Origin of the sequence: Marmoricola sp. URHB0036 (genome assembly GCF_000426045.1) — a bacterium.
In the GTDB taxonomy this organism is placed as follows: domain Bacteria; phylum Actinomycetota; class Actinomycetes; order Propionibacteriales; family Nocardioidaceae; genus Marmoricola.
Genome location: NZ_AUEP01000009.1, coordinates 192482 through 210835, shown reverse-complemented (window position 1 = coordinate 210835; position 18354 = coordinate 192482). Strand labels below are relative to the sequence as shown.

Here is an 18354-nt window from a genome sequence, read left to right as displayed (position 1 = left end):
CCGCTCATGAACGCCGCGATACTGGCGCCATGACAGCCGGAGCCGATCTCGAGTGGTCCGAGGTCGAGGGCGATGAGCTCGACGCCGCCACGTTGTACGACGTCCTCGCGCTGCGCTCGGCGGTGTTCGTGGTCGAGCAGGAGTGTGTCTACCAGGACATCGACGGGCTCGACCTCGCCACCGGGACGGTGCACCTCGTCGGGAGATTCGGGAGAGCAGGCGCCATCGCGGCGTACGCCCGGGTGCTCGCGCCCGACGACCAGCACCTGGCCCCCCGGATCGGGCGGGTGATCGTGGCGCCGGAGGCGCGCGGGCAGCAGCTGGCCCGCCCGTTGATGCACCGGGCGCTGGCCACCTGCGCGTACCGCTGGCCGGGGGAGCCGGTCGACCTCGGGGCGCAGGCACACCTGGCCGGGTTCTACGGCAGCCTCGGCTTCGCTGCCATCAGCGAGCCGTACGACGAGGACGGGATCCCGCACGTCTGGATGCGACGACCCCGACCGTAGGCTTTCGGGGTGCCCCTCCTGCTGCGTCCCCGCTACTGGGGCGCGCACCTGCTGATGCTGGTGGCGCTGGCGGCGGCGATCGGTCTCGGGATCTGGCAGCTGCACGCGTGGCAGGCCGGTCGGGACGCCGACGCCCGCGACCTCTCCACGGCCGCAGCCCTGCCGTTGAGCAAGGTGATGAGCGGGGACGACCCGTTCCCGGGTCAGTACCTCGGCCAGCCGGTGACCTTCGAGGGGACCTGGCTGCCCAAGGGCACGCTGTACGTCGCCGATCGGGACCTGCACGGGAAGCGCGGCTACTGGGTGATGACCCCCGTCCTGGTCGGGGACAGCGCCATGCCCGTCGTACGCGGCTGGTCACCCCGGCCCGAGGCCCCGCAGTCGAGCGGGTCGGTCGCCGTGCGCGGCTACCTGCAGGCCTCCGAGGGCACCGGAGCCACCGACGACGACCCGGAGGACGACGTGATCCCGGAGATGCGGATCGCCAGTGTGGTCGAGCACGTCGACGCCGACCTGTACTCGGGGTACGTCGTGGCCAAGGACGCCGGAAGCGGCACGACCGGGCTGGCGAAGGTCTCGCCCGAGTCGGTTCCGGAGGTCTCCACCACCTCGCACCTGCGCAACCTGCTCTATGCGTTCCAGTGGTGGATCTTCGGCGGTTTCGCGATCTACATCTGGCAGCGCTGGTGCCGCGACCAGCTGGAGGCGGCCGCCGAGCCCGCGCAGCCGGTCGCCGGATAAGTTGAGCGGGTGCGCAACCTCTTCACCACCTACCGTGTGCTGGCGATGATCGTCGGCGTGCTGCTCACGGTCCTCGTCTTCGTGGCGGTGCCGCTGAAGTACCTCCCCGCCGACGGCACCTCGCTGCAGACGACCGGCGACAACCTCACCTCGCTCGTCGGAGTCGCGCACGGCTGGATCTACATGGTCTACCTCGTGGTGTCCTTCACCCTCGCGCGGCGGCTGAGGTGGTCGTGGTCGTTCACCGGCCTGGTGCTGCTGGCCGGGCTGATCCCGATCCTGATCTTCTGGGTCGAGCACCGCGCCACCCAGAAGGTGCGGGCCGAACACCCCGAGCTCGCGGCCGCAGGCGTCTGACCGAGAGACTGGCCGGGTCATGAGCGAGCGCACCGCCTTCGTGCTCGGCGGAGGCGGCTTGCTCGGGGCGGTCGAGGTCGGCATGCTCCGCGCCCTGTTCGAGTACGACGTGCGCCCCGACCTGATCGTCGGCACCTCGGTCGGCGCCCTGAACGGCCTGGTGGTCGCCACCGACCCGACTCCGGGCGTGGTCGACCGCCTGCTCGACCTGTGGGAGTCGGTCTCGGCCAGCAACGACGTCTACGGCGACACCCCGTGGCGCCAGGTCACCCGCGCCGTCCGCACCGGCACGCACCTCCACTCCGCCGAGCCGCTGCGCGAACGACTCGACGACGAGTTCGGCGACCTCACCTTCGAGCAGCTCGCGGTGCAGTTCCAGTGCTGTGCGGCCAGTATCGAGCGATCGGCGGAGACCTGGTTCAGCGAAGGACCGGTGGTGCCGGCCGTCGTCGCCAGCGCCGCTGTCCCCGGCCTGCTGCCTCCGGCCAAGGTCGGCAAGGAGCACTACCTCGACGGCGGCATCGTGAACTCGATCCCCCTGGGGCGCGCGGTCGAGCTCGGCGCCACGCGCATCTTCGTGCTCCAGGTCGGGCGGGTCGACCGACCGCTGAAGGCGCCACGCAAGCCCTGGGAGGTGGCCCGGGTCTCCTTCGAGATCGCGCGTCGGCATCGCTTCGTGCGCGAGATGGCCGAGCTGCCCGAGGGCGTCACGGCACACGTGCTGCCGGCGGGCGGCACGGCCAAGGACGACTCGCCCTGGGTCTACCGGGACACCTCACGGGTCGAAGGGCGCATCGAGGCGGCGTACGACGGCAGCAGGGCCTACCTCGCGGAGCATCTCTGATGCGTCACGTGATCACGGTCGTCCTGCAACGGGCCGTGGTCGCGCCCCTGTTCATCGTGGTGACCGTGCTGCTGTGGACGACGCTCCCGCTGTGGCTGGTGGGCGGCTACATCGTCTCGCCCTTCGTCCCCGGCTGGCTGCGACCGGTGCGCCTGCTGTGGCTGGGCGTCGTGCACCTCACCCTCGAGAGCATCATCCTGGTCGAGCTGTTCGGCCTCTGGATCGCCTCCGGCTTCGGCGTCTTCATCCGCAACCCGTTCTTCGAGCGGATCCACTACGACCTGGTGCAGGGCTACCTCGTGGTGTTCTTCAGTGAGGCGCGGCGGGTGCTGCGCCTGAAGATCGAGACCGTCGGGCCCTCTCCGGACGCCTATCCCGGCGAGCCGCTGCTGGTGTTCTGTCGACACGCCGGACCCGGTGACTCCTTCACCCTGATGTACGCACTGATGCACTGGTACGACCGCGAGCCGCGGGTGGTGCTCAAGGAGATGCTGGCCTGGGACCCGGCACTCGGGGTGCTGCTCACCCGGCTGCCGAGCCGGTTCATCTCCGCCCACCCCGCGAAGGGCCGCGACCTCGAGGCCGAGGTGGGCGACCTGGCGCGCAACCTCGACGAGAACGACGCGTTCGTGATCTTCCCCGAGGGCGGCAACTTCACCCCGGAGCGGCGCGAGCGGGCCATCAACCGGTTGAACCGGCTCGGGCTGCACGGCATGGCCGACCGGGCCGCCGAGATGATCAACGTCCTCGCACCTCGGCCCGGTGGGGTGCTGGCGGCGCTCGAGGCGGCCCCGGAGGCCGACGTACTCCTCGTCGCGCACACCGGGCTCGACCACGTCGTCACCATCGCCGACGTCTGGCACTCGCTGCCGATGGACAAGCTGCTGCTGATGGGCTGGTGGCGGATCCCACGCGAGGACATCCCCACCGACCGGGAGGGCCGCATCGAGTGGCTCTACGAGTGGTGGGCCCGTGTCGACCACTGGGTCGACGAGCACCGCCCGGTCGACCTGCCCCGGACACGGAAGAAGTCGCCCCACCAGCGGTGAGGCGACTTCTCCGAGACGATCAGGACTTGTCGGGGTCCTGGACGTCGGTGACGTCCTCGGCCGGGGCGTCCGGCGTGGTGACGGGGTGCGGCTCCTCCGTCGCGTCCGCGAGCGCCTCGCCGGGGTTGGCCCCGGTGGCGTCACCGGCGCTGGTGGAGGCGCTGTCGACCGCGGTGTCGGCGGCGTGGCTGCCGGCCATCGGTGCGGACGGGCTCGGCGGGGCCGGGGGTGCGGCCGGCGCCGGCTTGGGGGCGTACGACGTCTGCCAGTTGGCCGACTCGTCCCCACTGCGCAGCTTCTTGAACACGAAGGCGCCGGCACCGGCGAGCGCGGCGAAGAAGAACCACTTCTTCTTCCCACCCTTCTTGGCCGGCGGCTCACCCTTGATGGCGTCGGCGGCCAGCGAGCTGCGACGCTTGGCCTCCTCGACCACCGGGGCAGCCTGGTCCTTGGCGTCGCTGACGGCCTGCTGCACCGCCGGCACGACCTCGTTGACGAACCGATCGCGGGCGGTCTCGACGTACGGCGCCGCCTGGTCGCGGGCCTCGGCGATCTTGGGCGCGATCTGGTCCTTGGCGTCCGCGATCCTGGGGGCGATCTGGTCCTTGGCGTCCGCGAGGCGCGGGCCGAGCTCGTCCTTGGCCCTCTCGACGTGGGGGGCGATGGCCTCGGAGATGTCGTTGACCAGGTCTTGTGCCTGCTCCACGAGCGTGTCCTTGCGGCTCTTCTTCAACATGGGTCCGGTCATCCCTCTTTCATCGTCACTGGCTGCTGTGGCCTCCCCGTCATCCTGCCCGTCCCGGGTCGGTAAATAAACCCGTGTCAGCCTGTGGGCGGTGGGTAGCGGCCTGCCGGGGGCACACGGGAGCCGCTGTGGGGCTGCGTGCGAGGATCGGAGCCGACGATCGTTCATCGCACGCTCCCGAAAGGCAGTCATGTCCGACCTCAAGGCCACGCTGAAGACCAACCGTGGCGACATCGTGATCAACCTGTTCCCCGACCACGCGCCCAAGACGGTGGAGAACTTCACCGGTCTCGCGGAGGGGACCAAGGAGTACAAGGACGACGCCGGCCGGTCCGGTGAGCGTTACTACGACGGGCTCGGCTTCCACCGCGTCATCGACAACTTCATGATCCAGGGCGGCTGCCCGCTGGGCACCGGCACCGGTGGGCCCGGCTACACCTTCAAGGACGAGTTCCACCCCGAGCTGCAGTTCGACAAGCCCTACCTGCTGGCGATGGCGAATGCCGGCCCGGGCACCAACGGCTCGCAGTTCTTCCTCACCACCGCGGCCACCCCGTGGCTGAACAACAAGCACACCATCTTCGGCGAGGTGGCCGACCAGGCCAGCCGCGACGTCGTCGACGCGATCGGCACGACCGCCACGGGTCCCGGCGACCGCCCGGTGGAGCCCGTGATCATCGAGACGGTGGAGATCGAGCGAGGGTGACCACCCCCGGGGCCGGGAGCGTCCCGGACGCACCACCTGTCTGCTACCGCCACACCGATCGCGAGACGTGGATCAGGTGCCAGCGGTGCTCCCGGCCGATCTGCCCCGACTGCATGCGCTCGGCCGCGGTCGGTTTCCAGTGCCCCACCTGCGTCAAGGAGGGGGCGCGATCGACCCGGCAGACGCGCACGCCGTACGGCGGACAGCGGGTCAGCGACCCTCGCCTGACCACCTTCGTGCTGATCGGGCTGAACGTCCTGGTCTGGCTGGGCATCCAGGCGACCGGGGGTTCCGACAGCCGCCTGCTCGACAAGCTGGCGCTGCTGCCCGACTCGGCCCTGACCCGCTACTCCGACGGCACCGTCGCGCTCGTCCGCGGAGTCTCCGACGGCGCCTGGTGGCAGCCGATGACCTCGGCGTTCACCCATGTCGAGCTCCTGCACATCGGGCTGAACATGCTCACGCTCTACTTCCTCGGCCCGGTGCTCGAGAACGTCCTCGGCCGCTCGCGGTTCCTCGCCCTCTACCTGGTCTCGGCGCTGGCCGGTTCGGCCGCGGTGATGCTGTTCGCCAACCCGCACGCCCAGACGCTGGGCGCCTCGGGTGCGATCTTCGGGCTGATGGGCGGGCTGGCCGTGGTGGCGGTCAAGGCGCGCGGTCAGGTCCAGACCCTGCTCGCCCTGATCGCGATCAACCTGGTCTTCACCTTCACCGCCAGTGGCATCTCCTGGCAGGCCCACATCGGCGGCCTGGTCGGCGGGGCCGTCATCGGGACGGCGATGGTCTACGCGCCGCGGAGCAACCGTCCGCTGGTGCAGTGGGGGGTCACCGGAGCGGTGCTGGTGGCCTCGGTGCTGCTCATCGCGGCGAAGGCCACCGCCCTCGCCTGACCCGGGAAAGTTGTCCACAGCTGGGGACAACCCTGTGGAGAACTACACGCGTGTAACTCGGAACGGGACTACTCCCACTTGGTGGCGAAGGTGAAGCCGACGGCCATGAAGCCGATGCCGACCAACAGGTTGTACTGGCCGAGGTCGTTCATCACCGGCACCGAGCTGTCCGAGCCGATGAAGTAGAACAGCACGATCCAGAGCAGGCCGAGCCCGAAGCAGCCGAGCATCCCGATCACCACGCCGCGGCCGCGGCCCATCGGGGTCAGCTTGTGCGCGGAGACGGCGAGTCCGAGGAAGATCAGCACGAACCCGATCAGGTAGTTCCACTTCTCGAGGTCGGCCATGAACGGCAGCGGGTTGCTCGGCTTCTTGGCGCCGGGCAGGGCGAGGGCGGCATCGCGCGCCACCGTGTAGTAGACGGCCATCCAGGCGATGCCCAGCACGACGAGCACCACGGCGACCACGCAGCGCGGGATCGACGTCTCGTACCCGCTGGTGACCACGGTCGGCTTGCGGGCAGACGGCTTGGACACGGTTGCTTCTCCTCGGATCGGGCTCTGGGCTCGTCGGCTAGCGTAGTCAAGCGATGTCCACCCCACCGAAGGCGCCCCGTGTGAGCGACTCCCCGAGCGACTCCCCGAGCGACCCGTCGGGCACGACCCCCCGTCGCCGGCGCCTCCAGCGGCGGCACACCTGGCGGATCGCCGCGGTCATGGTGTTCGTGGTGGCCGGTGGACTCTTCGTCACCAGCGGGCTCGACGCCGGTGGGCTCGACCTCCGGGCCTCCAGCGTGACCGACCTCGACACCGTCGTACGCCAGCAGCGGGAGCGGACCGACACCCAGCAGCAGCAGGTCGCCGCCCTGACCAAGCAGGTGGACCGCCTCGGCAAGAACGTCGACGACGCCCAGGTCAGCAACCTCCAGCAGCAGGTCGACGAGCTGCGCGGTCCGGCCGGGTTCGAGTCGGTGCACGGTCCGGCGATCACGGTGGTGCTCAGCGACGCGCCGAAGGAGGAGATCGACCGCGCCGTGGAGAAGGGCGAGGTCACCCCGGACGAGCTGGTGGTGCACCAGCAGGACATCCAGGCGGTGGTCAACGCGCTGTGGAGCGGCGGCGCCGAGGCGATGACGCTGCAGAAGCAGCGGGTGGTCAGCACGACCGGCATCAAGTGCGTCGGCAACACCGTCGTGCTCCACGGCGTCCCCTACGCCCCGCCGTACGAGATCACCGCCATCGGCGACCTCGACGCGCTGCAGACCGCGCTCGACTCCAGCGACTACATCGCGGGTTACAAGACCTACGTCGACACCCACCACCTCGGCTACCGGGTGACCACCGACGACGACGTCACCATGCCGGGGTACGTCGGCAGCAGCGACCTGCGCTACGCCACCGCCGAGCCGCCGAGCAGCGTCGACCGCGACTGACCCCGGCGAGCGGCTACGGCAACGTCGAGGGTGAGGTCGAGGGCGACGGCGGTGCCGAGGGGGCGACGTACGCCGAGACCACGATCGTCACGGTGCTGCCCTTGTCGAGGGTCTGGCCCTTCGACGGGCTCTGCTGCAGCACGGTGCCCTTCTTGGCCTCGGTCGTGGAGTCGGTCACCCGGCTCACCTTGAACCCGGCGTCCTCGATCAGCTGGGTGGCCTCGGCCTCGGTCTTGCCGATGACGTCGGGCACCTCCTCGGGCCCGTCGGACCAGAACAGCGTGACCTTCGAGCCGTCGGAGACCTCGGTGCCACCGGGCGGTTGCATCTCGACGACCTGGTCCTTCGGGTCGTCGGCGTCGCGCTCGGTGAGCACCACCCGCAACCCGAGGCTGCGCAACTGGTCGGCGGCGTCGTCCTTGTTCTGGCCCACCACGTCGGGCAGGGGTACGGCGGGTTTGCCGGTGGAGACGACGAAGTCGATCTTGCTGTCGGGATCGACCTGGTCACCTGCCTCCGGGGTCTGGGAGATGACGCGACCCTCGGCCACCTCCTTGCTGGCGGCCGAGGTCACCTCGCCCACGCTCAGGCCGCTGTCCTGGACGGTGCGCTCGGCCTGGGCCCGGGTGAGGCCGGTGATGGTGGGCACCTGCTGCTTCTCGGGGGCCGCATGGAACAGCTTCGGCCCGAGGACCAAGGCCGCCACGATCAGGGCGACCAGCAGGATGAGCAGCAGGATGAGCGGGCCGCGTCGCTTCTTCTCCGGCTCGTCGTCAGGCTCCTGGACCTGGGTGTACTGCGTGGCCGTGTCCGGCGGGATGAAGCCGGTGGCCGGGACCGGCACGACGGCCGGAGCCTGCACCGGCTTGCCGGCGAGGTAGCGGTCGATGTCGGCCTTCATCGCGGCGGCGCTGGGGTAGCGGTCGCTGACGTTCTTGGCGAGGGACTTCATCACGATGGCGTCGAGCTCGGGGGTGAGGTCCTCGTCGAGGCTGGAGGGAGGCGGTGCCTGCTCGCGCACGTGCTGGTAGGCCACCGACACCGGGCTGTCGCCGACGAACGGCGGCCGGCCGGTGAGCAGCTCGTAGAGCAGGCAGCCGGTGGAGTAGACGTCGGAGCGGGAGTCGACGTTCTCGCCGCGGGCCTGTTCCGGGGAGAGGTACTGCGCGGTGCCGACGACCGCCGCGGTCTGGGTCATGGTGCTCGAGGCGTCGGAGACCGCGCGGGCGATGCCGAAGTCCATCACCTTGACGTCGCCCGACGGGGTCAACATCACGTTGCCGGGCTTGATGTCGCGGTGGATGATGCCGGCCCGGTGGCTGTAGTCGAGGGCGGCGAGCACGCCGGAGGTGATCTCGAGCGCGCGCTCCGGCAGGATCTTGCGACCTTCGCGGAGGATGTCGCGCAGGGTTCGCCCGGCGACGTACTCCATCACGATGTAGGGCTGCGCGACGTTGCTGCCGTCGGTCGACATCTCCTCGCCGGTGTCGTAGACGGAGACGATGGCGGGGTGGTTGAGCGAGGCGGCCGACTGCGCCTCCCGGCGGAACCGGGCCTGGAAGGTGGCGTCGCTGGCGAGGTCGGTACGCAGCCGCTTGATCGCGACCGTGCGTCCGAGCCGCACGTCGGTGCCCTTGCGGACCTCGGCCATGCCGCCGCGCCCGAGGAGTTCGCCCACCTCGTAGCGTCCACCGATCCGTTGCGGTTCCGTCATCGCAGGTTCAGTCTCCCTTCGTGCCCGGGCTGGGCTGGGCATTGCTCGAGTCGCGTCCACCTGGTGCCGCACCCTGGGTCTGGCCGCCGCCGTCCCCGGTGCCGCCGCCGTTCCCGCCGCCGTTCCCGCCGCCGGTCCCGGGGTTGCTGCTCTGGTCAGGCGTCTCGGGGGTCGCGGGCGTGCTCGGCTCGGGCTTGGGCGACTTGGTCTTGTCGGGGCCCTTGGTCTTGTCCGGGCCCTTGGTCTTGTCCGGGCCTTTGGTCTTGTCCGGCTTGCCGGGCGCCTGGCCCCAGACGTCGAGGGTGATGGTGCTGCCGGCCGCCACCTTGCCGGTGGGGCGCAGGTCGGCGACCGTGTCGGCGTCGTGGTCCCCGGAGTTGTCGACCTCGTGGGTCTTGGTCTTCAGGCCCTTGGCGGCCAGCGCGTCCTCGACCTGCGCGACTGGGTCGCCGATGTAGTCGGAGGCCCGGACCTGCACCGTGTCGTTGCCGGTCGAGCCGTCGTCGGAGGACGTGGTGGTCCACGGGTGCCAGATCAGGAGGGCGGCCAGGACGAGCAGCACGACCGCCGCGGCGGCGTACAACGGCCAGCGGTTGTGCTCCTCGGTGGTGGTCACGCGGGCCGGCGGCTCGGGGACCGCTGCCGTCTCGCGGGTGTCGGGCGCGGCTGCGGCGGCGGGTACGGCGGCCGGGATGACCTGCGTGGGAGCAGGAGGGGGCACCGGTGCGGCACCCGGGTCGCCGGCCTCGCGCAGGGCGGCGGCGAAGGCGGCTCCGTCGGCGTAGCGGTCGGCCGGGTCCTTCGCCAGCGCCCGTCGTACGACGGCGGCCAGGGCTGGTGGGACGTGGTCGGGGAGCGGCGGGACCTCGTCACGGATGTGGGCCAGCGCGGTCGCGATCGGGCTGTCGGCCACGAAGGGACGGGTGCCGTTGAGGCACTCGAAGAGCACCACGCCCAGCGCGTAGACGTCGCTGGCCGCCGTCGCCGTCTCGCCGCGCGCCTGCTCGGGGGAGAGGTAGTGCGGAGTGCCGACGATCTGCCCGGTCTGGGTGTACGGCACCGAGTCGGTGGCGCGGGCGATGCCGAAGTCGGTGATCTTGACCCGGCCGTCGGGCGTGACCAGCAGGTTGGCCGGCTTCACGTCGCGGTGCACGACACCGGCCTGGTGGGCGACGGCCAGGCTCTCGGCCACCTGGAGGGCGAGCAGCCGCGCCTGTTCGGGGTCGATCGGGCGGTCACCGGCGATCAGCTCCGACAGCGGTCGGCCGTCGACCAGCTCCATCACGAGGTACGGCGCCTCGCCCTCGACGGCGCCGTAGTCGAACACCGACGCGATGCCCGGGTGGTGCAGGCCGGCGGCATGGCGTGCCTCGGCAGCAAAGCGGGCGCGGAAGGTCGGGTCGTCGGCGTACTCCTGCTTGAGCACCTTGACCGCGACCTCGCGACCGAGCAGGGTGTCGCGGGCACGCCACACCTCGCCCATGCCACCGGTCGCGATGCGTTCGGTGCGCTCGTAGCGGTCGGCCCCGCCCATCGCCTGGGTGTCGTCGCTCACTTGCCGATCACCGCCTCCATCACGGCCTTCGCGATCGGGGCCGCGAGTCCGCTGCCGGAGATCTGGTCGCGCGCGACACCGGCGTCCTGGACGAGCACGGCGACCGCGACAGCCGGGGTGTCGGCGGGGGCGAACGACACGAACCAGGCGTACGGAGGACGGTCGGGCGCGCTCTGCGCCGTGCCGGTCTTGCCGGCGACGTCCACGCCCGGGATCTGTGCCGTCTTGCCGGTGCCGTTCTCGACGACGTTGACCATCATCTCGCGGAGGTCGCGTGACGCGGCCGAGCTCATCGCCGGCTGGTCGGGCATCGGGTCGGGATCGGTACGGCGGATGGTCTCCAGCTTGGGCGACTTGATCTCGTCGACCAGGTAGGGCTTCATCACCACGCCGTCGTTGGCGATGCCGGCCGCGACCATGGCCATCTGGAGCGGGGTGGCGGCGACGTCGAACTGGCCGATCGCGGACAACGCGGTCTGTGGGGCGTCGGGGTCCTCCGGGAAGCGGCTGATCGCCTGCCGGGTGAGGGAGTCGTCGAGGTCGGTGAAGGTGCGGGTGCCCCAGCCGAACTTCTCGGCCTGGTCGCGCAGCGCGTCGTCGCCGAGCTTGAGGCCCACCGACCCGAAGGACACGTTGCAGGAGACGGCGAGCGCCTGCGTCAGCGTGATCTCGTCGCCGCCGCAGCCGCCACGGTTCTCGTTGACGAGGTCCTTGGTGGTCTGCGGCAGGTCGAGGGTGGCGGTGCCCGGAACCTTGGTGTCGGGGGTGTACTTGCCGGACATCAGGGCGGCTGCCGAGGTGACCAGCTTGAACGTCGAGCCCGGGGGGAGGGTCTCCTCGATGGCGGTGTTGTCCAGGGGGCTCGGCTTGGCGTTCTCGAGCCGCTGCTTGGCCTTGCCGGCGGCCGTGAAGTCGTGGCTGGCGATCCGGTTGGGGTTGTAGGTCGGGCTGGAGACCATCGCCAGGATCTTGCCGGTGCGCGGTTCGATGGCCACGACGGCACCGCGGACGTTGTTGCCGAGGGCCCGCAGGCCGTCGTACGCCGCCTTCTGCGCGTCGGGGTCCACGGTCAGGGTGACGCTGCCGCCCTTGGGGGCCTGGTTGTCGACGAGGTCGATGACCCGGTTGACGAACAGTGACGAGTCGCTGCCCGAGAGGATCGAGTTCTGCGTCGACTCGACGGCACCGAGCCCCCAGTCGCGGGAGAAGTAGCCGGTCAGATGGGCGTACTCCGGACCCTGCGGGTAGACGCGCTGGAACTTGTAGTCGTCGTCGGACTTGTTGCTCTCCGCGACCGCCTTGCCGTGCACCAGGATCGCGCCCCGCTCGCGGGAGAACTCGGCGTCGCGGACGCGCTTGTTGTCGGGGTGCTCGGTCAATGAGGTGAGGCTGTCGGCCTGCCAGTACTGCACGTAGGTCGCGTTGATCAGCAGGGCGACGAACAGCAGCATGCAGGCCACTGCGACGTTGCGGATGGGCTTGTTCATCTGATCTTCACCACCTGGGTGGCGTCGGCGTCGTAGTCCTCGTCGGGCTCGACCAGCTCGGGCGGTGGGCGGCGCGCGTGGTCGGAGATGCGGATCAGCAACGCGATGATCACCCAGTTGGCGACCAGGCTGGACCCGCCCTGGGAGAGGAACGGCGTGGTCAGGCCGGTCAGCGGGATCAGCCGGGTGACGCCGCCGATCACCACGAAGACCTGGAGCGCGAGCACGGTGGCCAGACCGGTGGCCATCAGCTTGCCGAAGTTGTCACGGCAGATCAGGGCGGTGCGCAGTCCGCGCTCCACCAGGATCCCGTAGAGCAGGATGATCGCCATCACGCCGGTGAGCCCGAGCTCCTCGCCCAGCGAGGGCAGGATGAAGTCGGACCAGGCGAGCGGGGTCACCTGCGGTTGGCCCTGACCGAGCCCGCGACCGACCAGGCCGCCCCAGCCCATGCCGTAGAGCCCCTGCACGAGCTGGAAGGAGTTCACGTCAGGGCTGAACGGGTGCAGCCAGGCCTCGACGCGAGCATGCACGTGGCCCAGCGCGACGAAGCCGGCGTAGGCGCCCGCCGCGAACATGACACCGCCGACGACCAGCCAGCCGGGGCGCTCGGTCGCGACGTAGAGCATCACCAGGAACAGGCCGAAGAACAGCAGCGAGGAGCCGAGGTCGCGCTGGAAGACCAGGATCCCCAGCGAGACCAGCCACATGGCGAGGATCGGCCCGAGGTCGCGGCCGCGGGGGAGGTCGACGAACAGGAACCGACGGCCGGCCAGCGCGAGGGCGTCGCGGTGCAGCACGAGGTAGCCCGCGAACGCGATCACGAGGAGCACCTTGGCGACCTCGCCGGGCTGGAAGCTCATCGGCCCGAGGTTGATCCAGATGCGCGAGCCGTTGATGGTCCGACCGATGCCGGGCAGGAGCGGCAGGAGCAGCAGCACGATGGCCGCGAGCCCGAAGGTGTAGGTGAAGGACTGCAGCCGACGGTGGTCGCGGACGATGATCAACACCGCGACGAACAGGATGGCGCCCAGCGTCATCCAGACCAGCTGGGCGTCCGCGAAGCCGTTGGAGCTGGGTCGGCTGGCCTGGCGCGCGAGGTCTATGCGGTGGATCATCGCCAGCCCGATGCCGTTGAGGGCCGAGACGATCGGCAGCAGGATCGGGTCGGCGTACGCCGCGAAGATGCGGATCACCACGTGACAGGCGATCACCAGGCCGGCCAGCCAGGCGCCGTAGGTGAACAGGTTGACCGGGAGCGTTCCGTCGACGCCGAGACCCACGGCGGCGTACGCCCCGATGCCGACGACCAGGCTGAGGATGAGCAGCACCAGCTCGGCACCGCGTCGACGACGGTGCACGAAGCCCATCAGGCCCTGGGGTGCGGGCGGGCCGGCCTGTCCGGTGCTCATGGCGTCTCGGCGCACAGGCCGGAGCCGGAGGAGGGCGACGGGCTCGTGCTCGGTCGGGGAGTGGAGCTGGCGGCGGGGGTGCGGCTCTGCCTCGGCCTGGCCGTCTTGCTCGGCAGGTTCTTCTTCCTCAGGCTCGGGCTGGCGCTCGGACTGGGCGTCGGCTCCGGGCACGGGACCAGGCGCTGCAACCGGCTGACGATGCCACGGGCGTCCTCGAGGCTGCTGGCACTGATGCCGTCGCGCACCTGGCGGGCGTTGTAGTCCGGGAGGTCGTCGAGCTTGAGGTCGCTGGCTTCCTCGACGTGGTGGGTGTTGATGCCCGGGACGGTGGCCTCGACGCCCTGGAAGATCGCCACGTCGTCACCGTCGTTGGCCACGTAGTACTGGGTCTGGCTCCACTTCCACCCGGCGAAGCCGATGATCGCGGCCAGCAGCGCGATCACTGCGACGACGGCGATCCGTCGCGCCCAGGTGAAGCGTCGTGGTGGGCGCGGGGCATAGCGCATCTCCTCGGGGTCGACGTCGCCGTCGTACCCCACCGGATCCTCGATCGGCTCGAGCTCCCCGGTGTCCGCGGCCCGCGTGGCGCGTCCGGCCGTGCCCCGTCGGCGGGGAGCCTCGGCGGCGGCGCCCACGAGCATCGGACCGGTGACGGCCGACGCGTTGGTGTCGGTGTCGTCCACGGCGTCGTCGTCGACGACGTCGGCCACCACGACGGTGACGTTGTCGGAGCTGCCCGCCTCGAGCGAGGCACTGACCAGGGAGACCGCGACGTGGTCGGGGGTCCCGTCGGCCAGGAAACGCGCGAGGTCGTCGTCGGAGAGGACGCCGGAGCAGCCGTCGGAGCAGAGCAGGATCCGGTCGCCGGCGGCGACCTCGAGGGTGAACACGTCCGGCTCGGGCTCGTGCACCCCGTCGACGGCCCGCAGGATCAGGTTGCGGTGCGGGTGCACCCGCGCCTCGTCCTCGGTGATGCGGCCCTCGTCGATCAGGCTCTGCACGAAGGTGTGGTCAGTGGTCAGCTGGGAGAGGGCGCCGTCGCGGAGCAGGTAGCCGCGGCTGTCGCCGACGTGGCCGACGCCGATCTGGGTGCCGTCGAAGATGACGGCAGTGACGGTGGTGCTGGTGCCCTCGATCTCGGGGTTCTCCGCGACCAGGCCGGCGATGCGGTCGTGGCTGCGGTGGATCGCACCGGCGAGGCCTCCGAGCATGTCTCCCTGGAGGTCCTGGCCCGGCGGCTCGTCGAGCTTGCGGAGCACGTCGACCGTCGCGGCGCTGGCGATGTCACCTCGGGCGGACCCACCGACGCCGTCGGCGATGACGAGGAGGTTGGGACCGGCGTACCCGGAGTCCTGGTTGTCGCGCCGGACCCGGCCGACGTCGGAGAGCGCGGCGTACCGGAGCTTCACTTGCGCAGCTCCAGGATCGTCTTCCCGATGCGGATCTGGGTGCCGAGCTGGAGGGCGGTGGCCTGGGAGATGCGGCTGGTGCCGACGTAGGTGCCGTTGGTGGAGCCGAGGTCCTCGACGAACCACTGCTCACCGGAGCTGGCGATGCGGGCGTGTCGGGTGGAGACGTAGTCGTCGTCGAGACGGATGGCGGCGTCGTTGCCGCGCCCGATGAGCAGGGGTGCGTGCTCCAGCGAGACGGCCTCACCCTTGTTGCCGCCCTCGACGATCACCACCTGGGTGGGTACGCCGCGGCGCGGCTTGGAGCTCTTCTGCTGCTTGGAGCGCGCCTTGCGTTCGGCGCGGGACGGGCCGCCTGCCTCCTGGCGGGCCACCCGGGCGCCGAACATGTCGGACCGGATCACCGAGATGCAGGAGAGGACGAAGATCCACAGGATCGCCAGGTAGGCGAAGCGGATCAGGACCAGGGTCAGCTCGGACAAGTCGGGGTCACCCTCGTTTGAGGTGCAGGGTCATGGTCGTGTTGCCGATCCTGATCGTTGCACCATCGGCGAGCGTGGCCTTGTCGACCCGCTTGCCGTTGACCGACATGCCGTTGGTGGAGCCGAGGTCGTGGACGGTGATCCGTGGCTCGGCGGCGAGCTCGTCGGGCTCCTCCACGCGGATCTCGATGTGCTTGCGGGACACCCCCGGGTCGTCGATCCGCAGGTCGGCGTCGTTACCGCGGCCGATGACGATGCCCGGCGGGGCGAGCGGGAGTCGTTCGCCGTTGAGCTCGAGGGTCGCCGTGGCCCGTCGTACCTGGGTGTCGCTGGGGTCACCGCCGGCCAGGCTGGAGCTCGCGATCGCCTTGCTGCGGACCCGGAAGCGCCCGGTCGTCAGGTCGTCACTCACCTCGAGGGAGATGCTGACCGGACCGGTGAAGACATAGGACTGCTCGGCGGCGTGCTCGCGCAGCATCTCGGTCAGCTCGCGGGGCAGCTGGGGGCCGAGGCCCTCGAGCCGCTGGTGATCGGCCTCGGAGAGCTCGACGTGGAAGTTGTTGGGCACCAGGCGCCGGTCGCGGCTGAGGATCTGCGCGGAGTTGTCGACCTCGCGGTTGAGGGCCGAGGCGATCTCGACCGGCTGTACGGCGCTGCGGAAGGTGCGCGCGAAGACACCGGAGATCATCTGCTCCAGCCGGTTCTCGAATCGTTGCAGCGCGCTCACGGTGCCTCCTCTCGGGTCTCGTCCCGGCACAGGTGGCATCCCGCCGAACCGGACGTTCTCGCGATGGTATCGGGCGGAGTTGTGCCGTCACCGGCCGGTTTGGGAGCCTGAGACGACGTGGGATAGCCTTACGTCCGCTTCAGGCGCGAGTGGCGGAATAGGCAGACGCGCACGGTTCAGGTCCGTGTGCCCGAAAGGGCGTGGGGGTTCAACTCCCCCCTCGCGCACCCTGGGGTGGGGAGTCCCCCATCGGCGACAACGGCGTGATTCCGAGAACCAGGAGTCACGCCGTTCGTGCGTCTCCGGTGACCCCGGTGGTCTCGCCGTCCGGATCCCGGAACCGAGCGTGTGGGGCCGGTCACATCCCCGCGGGAGCGGGATGCGAGCCAGCCGGTGATGTGCGTAGGTTCGATGGCTCTTGTCCCCGAACCAACAGGACACACTTGTGAAGAAGTTCGCAATTCGCCTCGTGGCGCCTGCCCTCGTCGCCGCCGTCAGCCTCGCTCCCGCCGCGGCCGGGGCCTCCGTCGTTCCGGGCGGCCCCCTCACTCCCAGTGCCCCGCAGCAGCCGCGCCCCGCCACGCCCGTCTCCGTGTCGTTCAACGTCGCCACCTTCAACGTGGTCGGAAACAGCCACAGCCGTGGACGTGGGGGCTACCGCTCCGGCGCCGCCCGGATGAAGACGCAGGTCGGCTACCTGCGCAAGCACAAGGTGCAGCTGGTCGGCTTCCAGGAGCTCGAGGGCACGCAGGCCTCCTCGTTCCTGAGGCGCACGAAGGGCAAGTGGGCCCTCGTCGGTGCGCGTTCGCGCAGCGGCAAGACCGTCGACACCCGCAACGCCGTCGCGTTCCGGAAGCACGACTTCTCGCTGGTGAAGAGGTCCTCGGTGCCGATCACCTACTTCTACGGCAAGCGCGTCAACATCCCGCTGGTGCAGCTGAGGGCCAGGTCGAACGGCAAGACCTTCTGGATCCTGAACACCCACAACCCCGCTGACACGCACGGCAACGCCGGCCGGTGGCGCGCCGAGTCCGTACGACGGGAGCTCAAGCGGATCCGCAAGCTGCGCTCCGGCGGTGCGACGGTGCTGTTCACCGGCGACATGAACGCCAAGCAGGACTTCTTCTGCCGGGCCACCCGGTCGGGCGTGCTGCACTCCGCCTCGGGCGGCTCGTCCGGCAAGAAGTGCCGCTACCCGAGCGCCAACGGCATCGACTGGGTGCTCGGCACGCGCGACGTCAGGTTCAGCTCCTGGCAGGCCGACACGACGACGCGCACCCGAGGAGTCTCCGACCACCCGATCGTGGTGGCGCGGGCCACCGTGCGTCGCTGACCCACGTGACCCCGGTCAGGCGACCGGTTGCCAGTCGGGGCTGTAACCCGCCAGCACGTTGGTGCGGTGGGTGCCGTCGGCGTTCGCGATGTAGATGCGCGACCAGTGGCTGAACACCAGCTTCGCGCCCGTGGGCGAGTAGTCGGGATCGCTGTCGCCCGCGACGGCCGGGAACGACGGCAGCGGGGTGCCGGTCATGCTGGCGAACTCCAGGTGCACCGCGGACGGCGGGTCCTGGATCGGGTAGCGCACGACGCTGTAGGCGATGGTCTTGCTGTTGGTCGTCCAGGTCGGGTCGGCGAAGTGCCCTTCACCGCAGCACGAGCCACCGACCTCGTCGACCATCTCGACCTCCTTGGTCGCGAGCGTGTAGACGAGCAGGTAGTCGTCGGGCGACGCCGGGAAGGTGAAGCTGACGAAGGCGATCCTGGTGCCGTCGGGCGACCACGCCAGCGACCCGGCGACGCGAGCGTCGTTGTCGCCGGTCGGCAGCACCACCGGGTCGCCGTACGGCGCGGTCGAGCGGATCTTGCGCAGCGTGTAGTCGCGACCCGAGTCGTACGGCGGAGTGCCGTCCGCCCCGAACGCGAGCCACTTCCCGTCGGGAGACCACGACGGCTCGGTGGTGTCACCCAGATGGGTGACCTGCTTCTTGCCGGTGCCGTCACCCTTCATCATCCAGATGTCGCGGTGACCCGCCGGCGCCTCGTGGACGTAGGCGATGCGGGTGCCGTCCGGTGACCAGTGCGGCCGGTAGTTCTTGCCCGACGTGGTCAGCTGCGTGACCGAGGCGCCGGCCGTCGTGGCGGTGTAGATCTGGTTGGCCCGGACGAAGGCGAGCTTCCCGGTGTCCTTCGCCGCCGAGGCCGGCGCGGCGACCAGGGCGAGAGTGGCCGCGAGGAGTGTGGCCAGCAACGCGGCGAGCAGGCGAGCGTGACGGTGAGTCATGAGTTCCCCCCTCAACG

19 protein-coding genes and 1 tRNA gene are annotated in these 18354 nt (G+C 70.3%); 10 read left to right on the top strand and 10 right to left on the bottom strand.

Going from position 1 to position 18354, the window contains the following annotated elements; genetic code table 11:
• The first annotated feature begins 29 nt into the window (after positions 1–29).
• From H976_RS0111910 to H976_RS0111890, 5 genes are read left to right on the top strand one after another with little or no spacing between them, the layout of a single operon-like run.
• Entirely contained in the window at positions 30–506 is a 477-nt protein-coding gene (locus H976_RS0111910; protein WP_027861732.1) for a GNAT family N-acetyltransferase, read from the top strand.
• A 9-nt stretch (positions 507–515) separates the two neighbouring features.
• Complete coding sequence (locus H976_RS0111905; protein ID WP_027861731.1) at positions 516–1247, top strand: SURF1 family protein; 732 nt, start codon at positions 516–518, stop codon at positions 1245–1247.
• Positions 1248–1256: 9 nt separating this feature from the next.
• Positions 1257–1604, top strand: coding sequence for a DUF3817 domain-containing protein (locus H976_RS0111900; protein ID WP_027861730.1), 348 nt, complete (start codon positions 1257–1259; stop codon positions 1602–1604).
• Between the two features lie 19 nt (positions 1605–1623).
• Complete coding sequence (locus H976_RS0111895; RefSeq protein WP_027861729.1) at positions 1624–2448, top strand: patatin-like phospholipase family protein; 825 nt, start codon at positions 1624–1626, stop codon at positions 2446–2448.
• Positions 2448–3497, top strand: coding sequence for a 1-acyl-sn-glycerol-3-phosphate acyltransferase (locus H976_RS0111890; protein WP_036225978.1), 1050 nt, complete (start codon positions 2448–2450; stop codon positions 3495–3497). Before H976_RS0111895 ends, H976_RS0111890 begins: the two co-directional genes overlap by 1 nt.
• A gap of 19 nt (positions 3498–3516) precedes the next feature.
• Here the strand turns inward: H976_RS0111890 and H976_RS28775 are convergent, their stop codons facing one another.
• Complete coding sequence (locus tag H976_RS28775; protein WP_027861727.1) at positions 3517–4245, bottom strand: hypothetical protein; 729 nt, start codon at positions 4243–4245, stop codon at positions 3517–3519.
• A 187-nt stretch (positions 4246–4432) separates the two neighbouring features.
• Here H976_RS28775 and H976_RS0111880 point away from each other — a divergent pair, with 187 nt between their 5' ends.
• Both H976_RS0111880 and H976_RS0111875 read left to right on the top strand, forming a co-directional pair.
• Positions 4433–4948, top strand: a complete 516-nt coding sequence (locus H976_RS0111880; protein ID WP_051276723.1) for a peptidylprolyl isomerase — start codon at positions 4433–4435, stop codon at positions 4946–4948.
• Positions 4945–5838, top strand: coding sequence for a rhomboid family intramembrane serine protease (locus tag H976_RS0111875; RefSeq protein WP_027861725.1), 894 nt, complete (start codon positions 4945–4947; stop codon positions 5836–5838). Before H976_RS0111880 ends, H976_RS0111875 begins: the two co-directional genes overlap by 4 nt.
• A 68-nt stretch (positions 5839–5906) precedes the next feature.
• Here H976_RS0111875 and H976_RS0111870 read toward each other — a convergent pair whose 3' ends face one another.
• A complete protein-coding gene (locus H976_RS0111870; RefSeq protein ID WP_231388877.1) occupies positions 5907–6374 on the bottom strand; it encodes a cell division protein CrgA in 468 nt (155 codons plus the stop codon).
• 80 nt (positions 6375–6454) lie between these two features.
• Between H976_RS0111870 and H976_RS25930 the strand changes: the two genes are divergently transcribed.
• Positions 6455–7270, top strand: coding sequence for a DUF881 domain-containing protein (locus H976_RS25930; RefSeq protein WP_051276722.1), 816 nt, complete (start codon positions 6455–6457; stop codon positions 7268–7270).
• 13 nt (positions 7271–7283) lie between these two features.
• Here the strand turns inward: H976_RS25930 and pknB are convergent, their stop codons facing one another.
• Genes pknB through H976_RS0111830 form a run of 7 tightly spaced genes read right to left on the bottom strand, consistent with a single transcriptional unit; the run spans position 7284 to position 16056 of the window.
• A complete protein-coding gene (gene pknB / locus H976_RS25925; RefSeq protein WP_036225975.1) occupies positions 7284–8984 on the bottom strand; it encodes a Stk1 family PASTA domain-containing Ser/Thr kinase in 1701 nt (566 codons plus the stop codon).
• Between the two features lie 7 nt (positions 8985–8991).
• Positions 8992–10539 (bottom strand): protein kinase, encoded by a 1548-nt coding sequence (locus tag H976_RS25920; protein WP_051276721.1) that lies wholly within the window; start codon positions 10537–10539, stop codon positions 8992–8994.
• Positions 10536–12026 carry a penicillin-binding protein 2 gene (locus tag H976_RS0111850; RefSeq protein WP_027861723.1) on the bottom strand — a complete coding sequence of 497 codons (1491 nt, stop codon included), beginning with the start codon at positions 12024–12026 and terminating at the stop codon, positions 10536–10538. The genes H976_RS25920 and H976_RS0111850 overlap by 4 nt, the downstream gene beginning before the upstream one ends.
• A complete protein-coding gene (locus tag H976_RS0111845; RefSeq protein WP_081682857.1) occupies positions 12023–13438 on the bottom strand; it encodes an FtsW/RodA/SpoVE family cell cycle protein in 1416 nt (471 codons plus the stop codon). The genes H976_RS0111850 and H976_RS0111845 overlap by 4 nt, the downstream gene beginning before the upstream one ends.
• Positions 13435–14847, bottom strand: a complete 1413-nt coding sequence (locus tag H976_RS25915) for a PP2C family serine/threonine-protein phosphatase (protein WP_036225973.1) — start codon at positions 14845–14847, stop codon at positions 13435–13437. The genes H976_RS0111845 and H976_RS25915 overlap by 4 nt, the downstream gene beginning before the upstream one ends.
• The gene (locus H976_RS0111835) at positions 14844–15329 is read right to left on the bottom strand and encodes an FHA domain-containing protein (protein ID WP_027861721.1); all 486 of its coding nucleotides are present in this window, start codon (positions 15327–15329) and stop codon (positions 14844–14846) included. The genes H976_RS25915 and H976_RS0111835 overlap by 4 nt, the downstream gene beginning before the upstream one ends.
• 7 nt (positions 15330–15336) lie before the next feature.
• The gene (locus H976_RS0111830; RefSeq protein ID WP_027861720.1) at positions 15337–16056 is read right to left on the bottom strand and encodes a DUF3662 and FHA domain-containing protein; all 720 of its coding nucleotides are present in this window, start codon (positions 16054–16056) and stop codon (positions 15337–15339) included.
• 143 nt (positions 16057–16199) lie between these two features.
• Between H976_RS0111830 and H976_RS0111825 the strand changes: the two genes are divergently transcribed.
• Both H976_RS0111825 and H976_RS0111820 read left to right on the top strand, forming a co-directional pair.
• A tRNA-Leu gene (locus H976_RS0111825) sits at positions 16200–16283 on the top strand.
• A 218-nt stretch (positions 16284–16501) separates the two neighbouring features.
• Positions 16502–17389: an endonuclease/exonuclease/phosphatase family protein gene (locus H976_RS0111820; RefSeq protein WP_027861719.1), complete on the top strand. Its 888-nt coding sequence runs from the start codon at positions 16502–16504 to the stop codon at positions 17387–17389.
• 15 nt (positions 17390–17404) lie between these two features.
• On the opposite strand, the gene H976_RS0111815 is transcribed toward H976_RS0111820, so the two are convergent.
• Entirely contained in the window at positions 17405–18337 is a 933-nt protein-coding gene (locus tag H976_RS0111815; protein ID WP_027861718.1) for an LpqB family beta-propeller domain-containing protein, read from the bottom strand.
• Positions 18338–18354 lie beyond the last annotated feature (17 nt).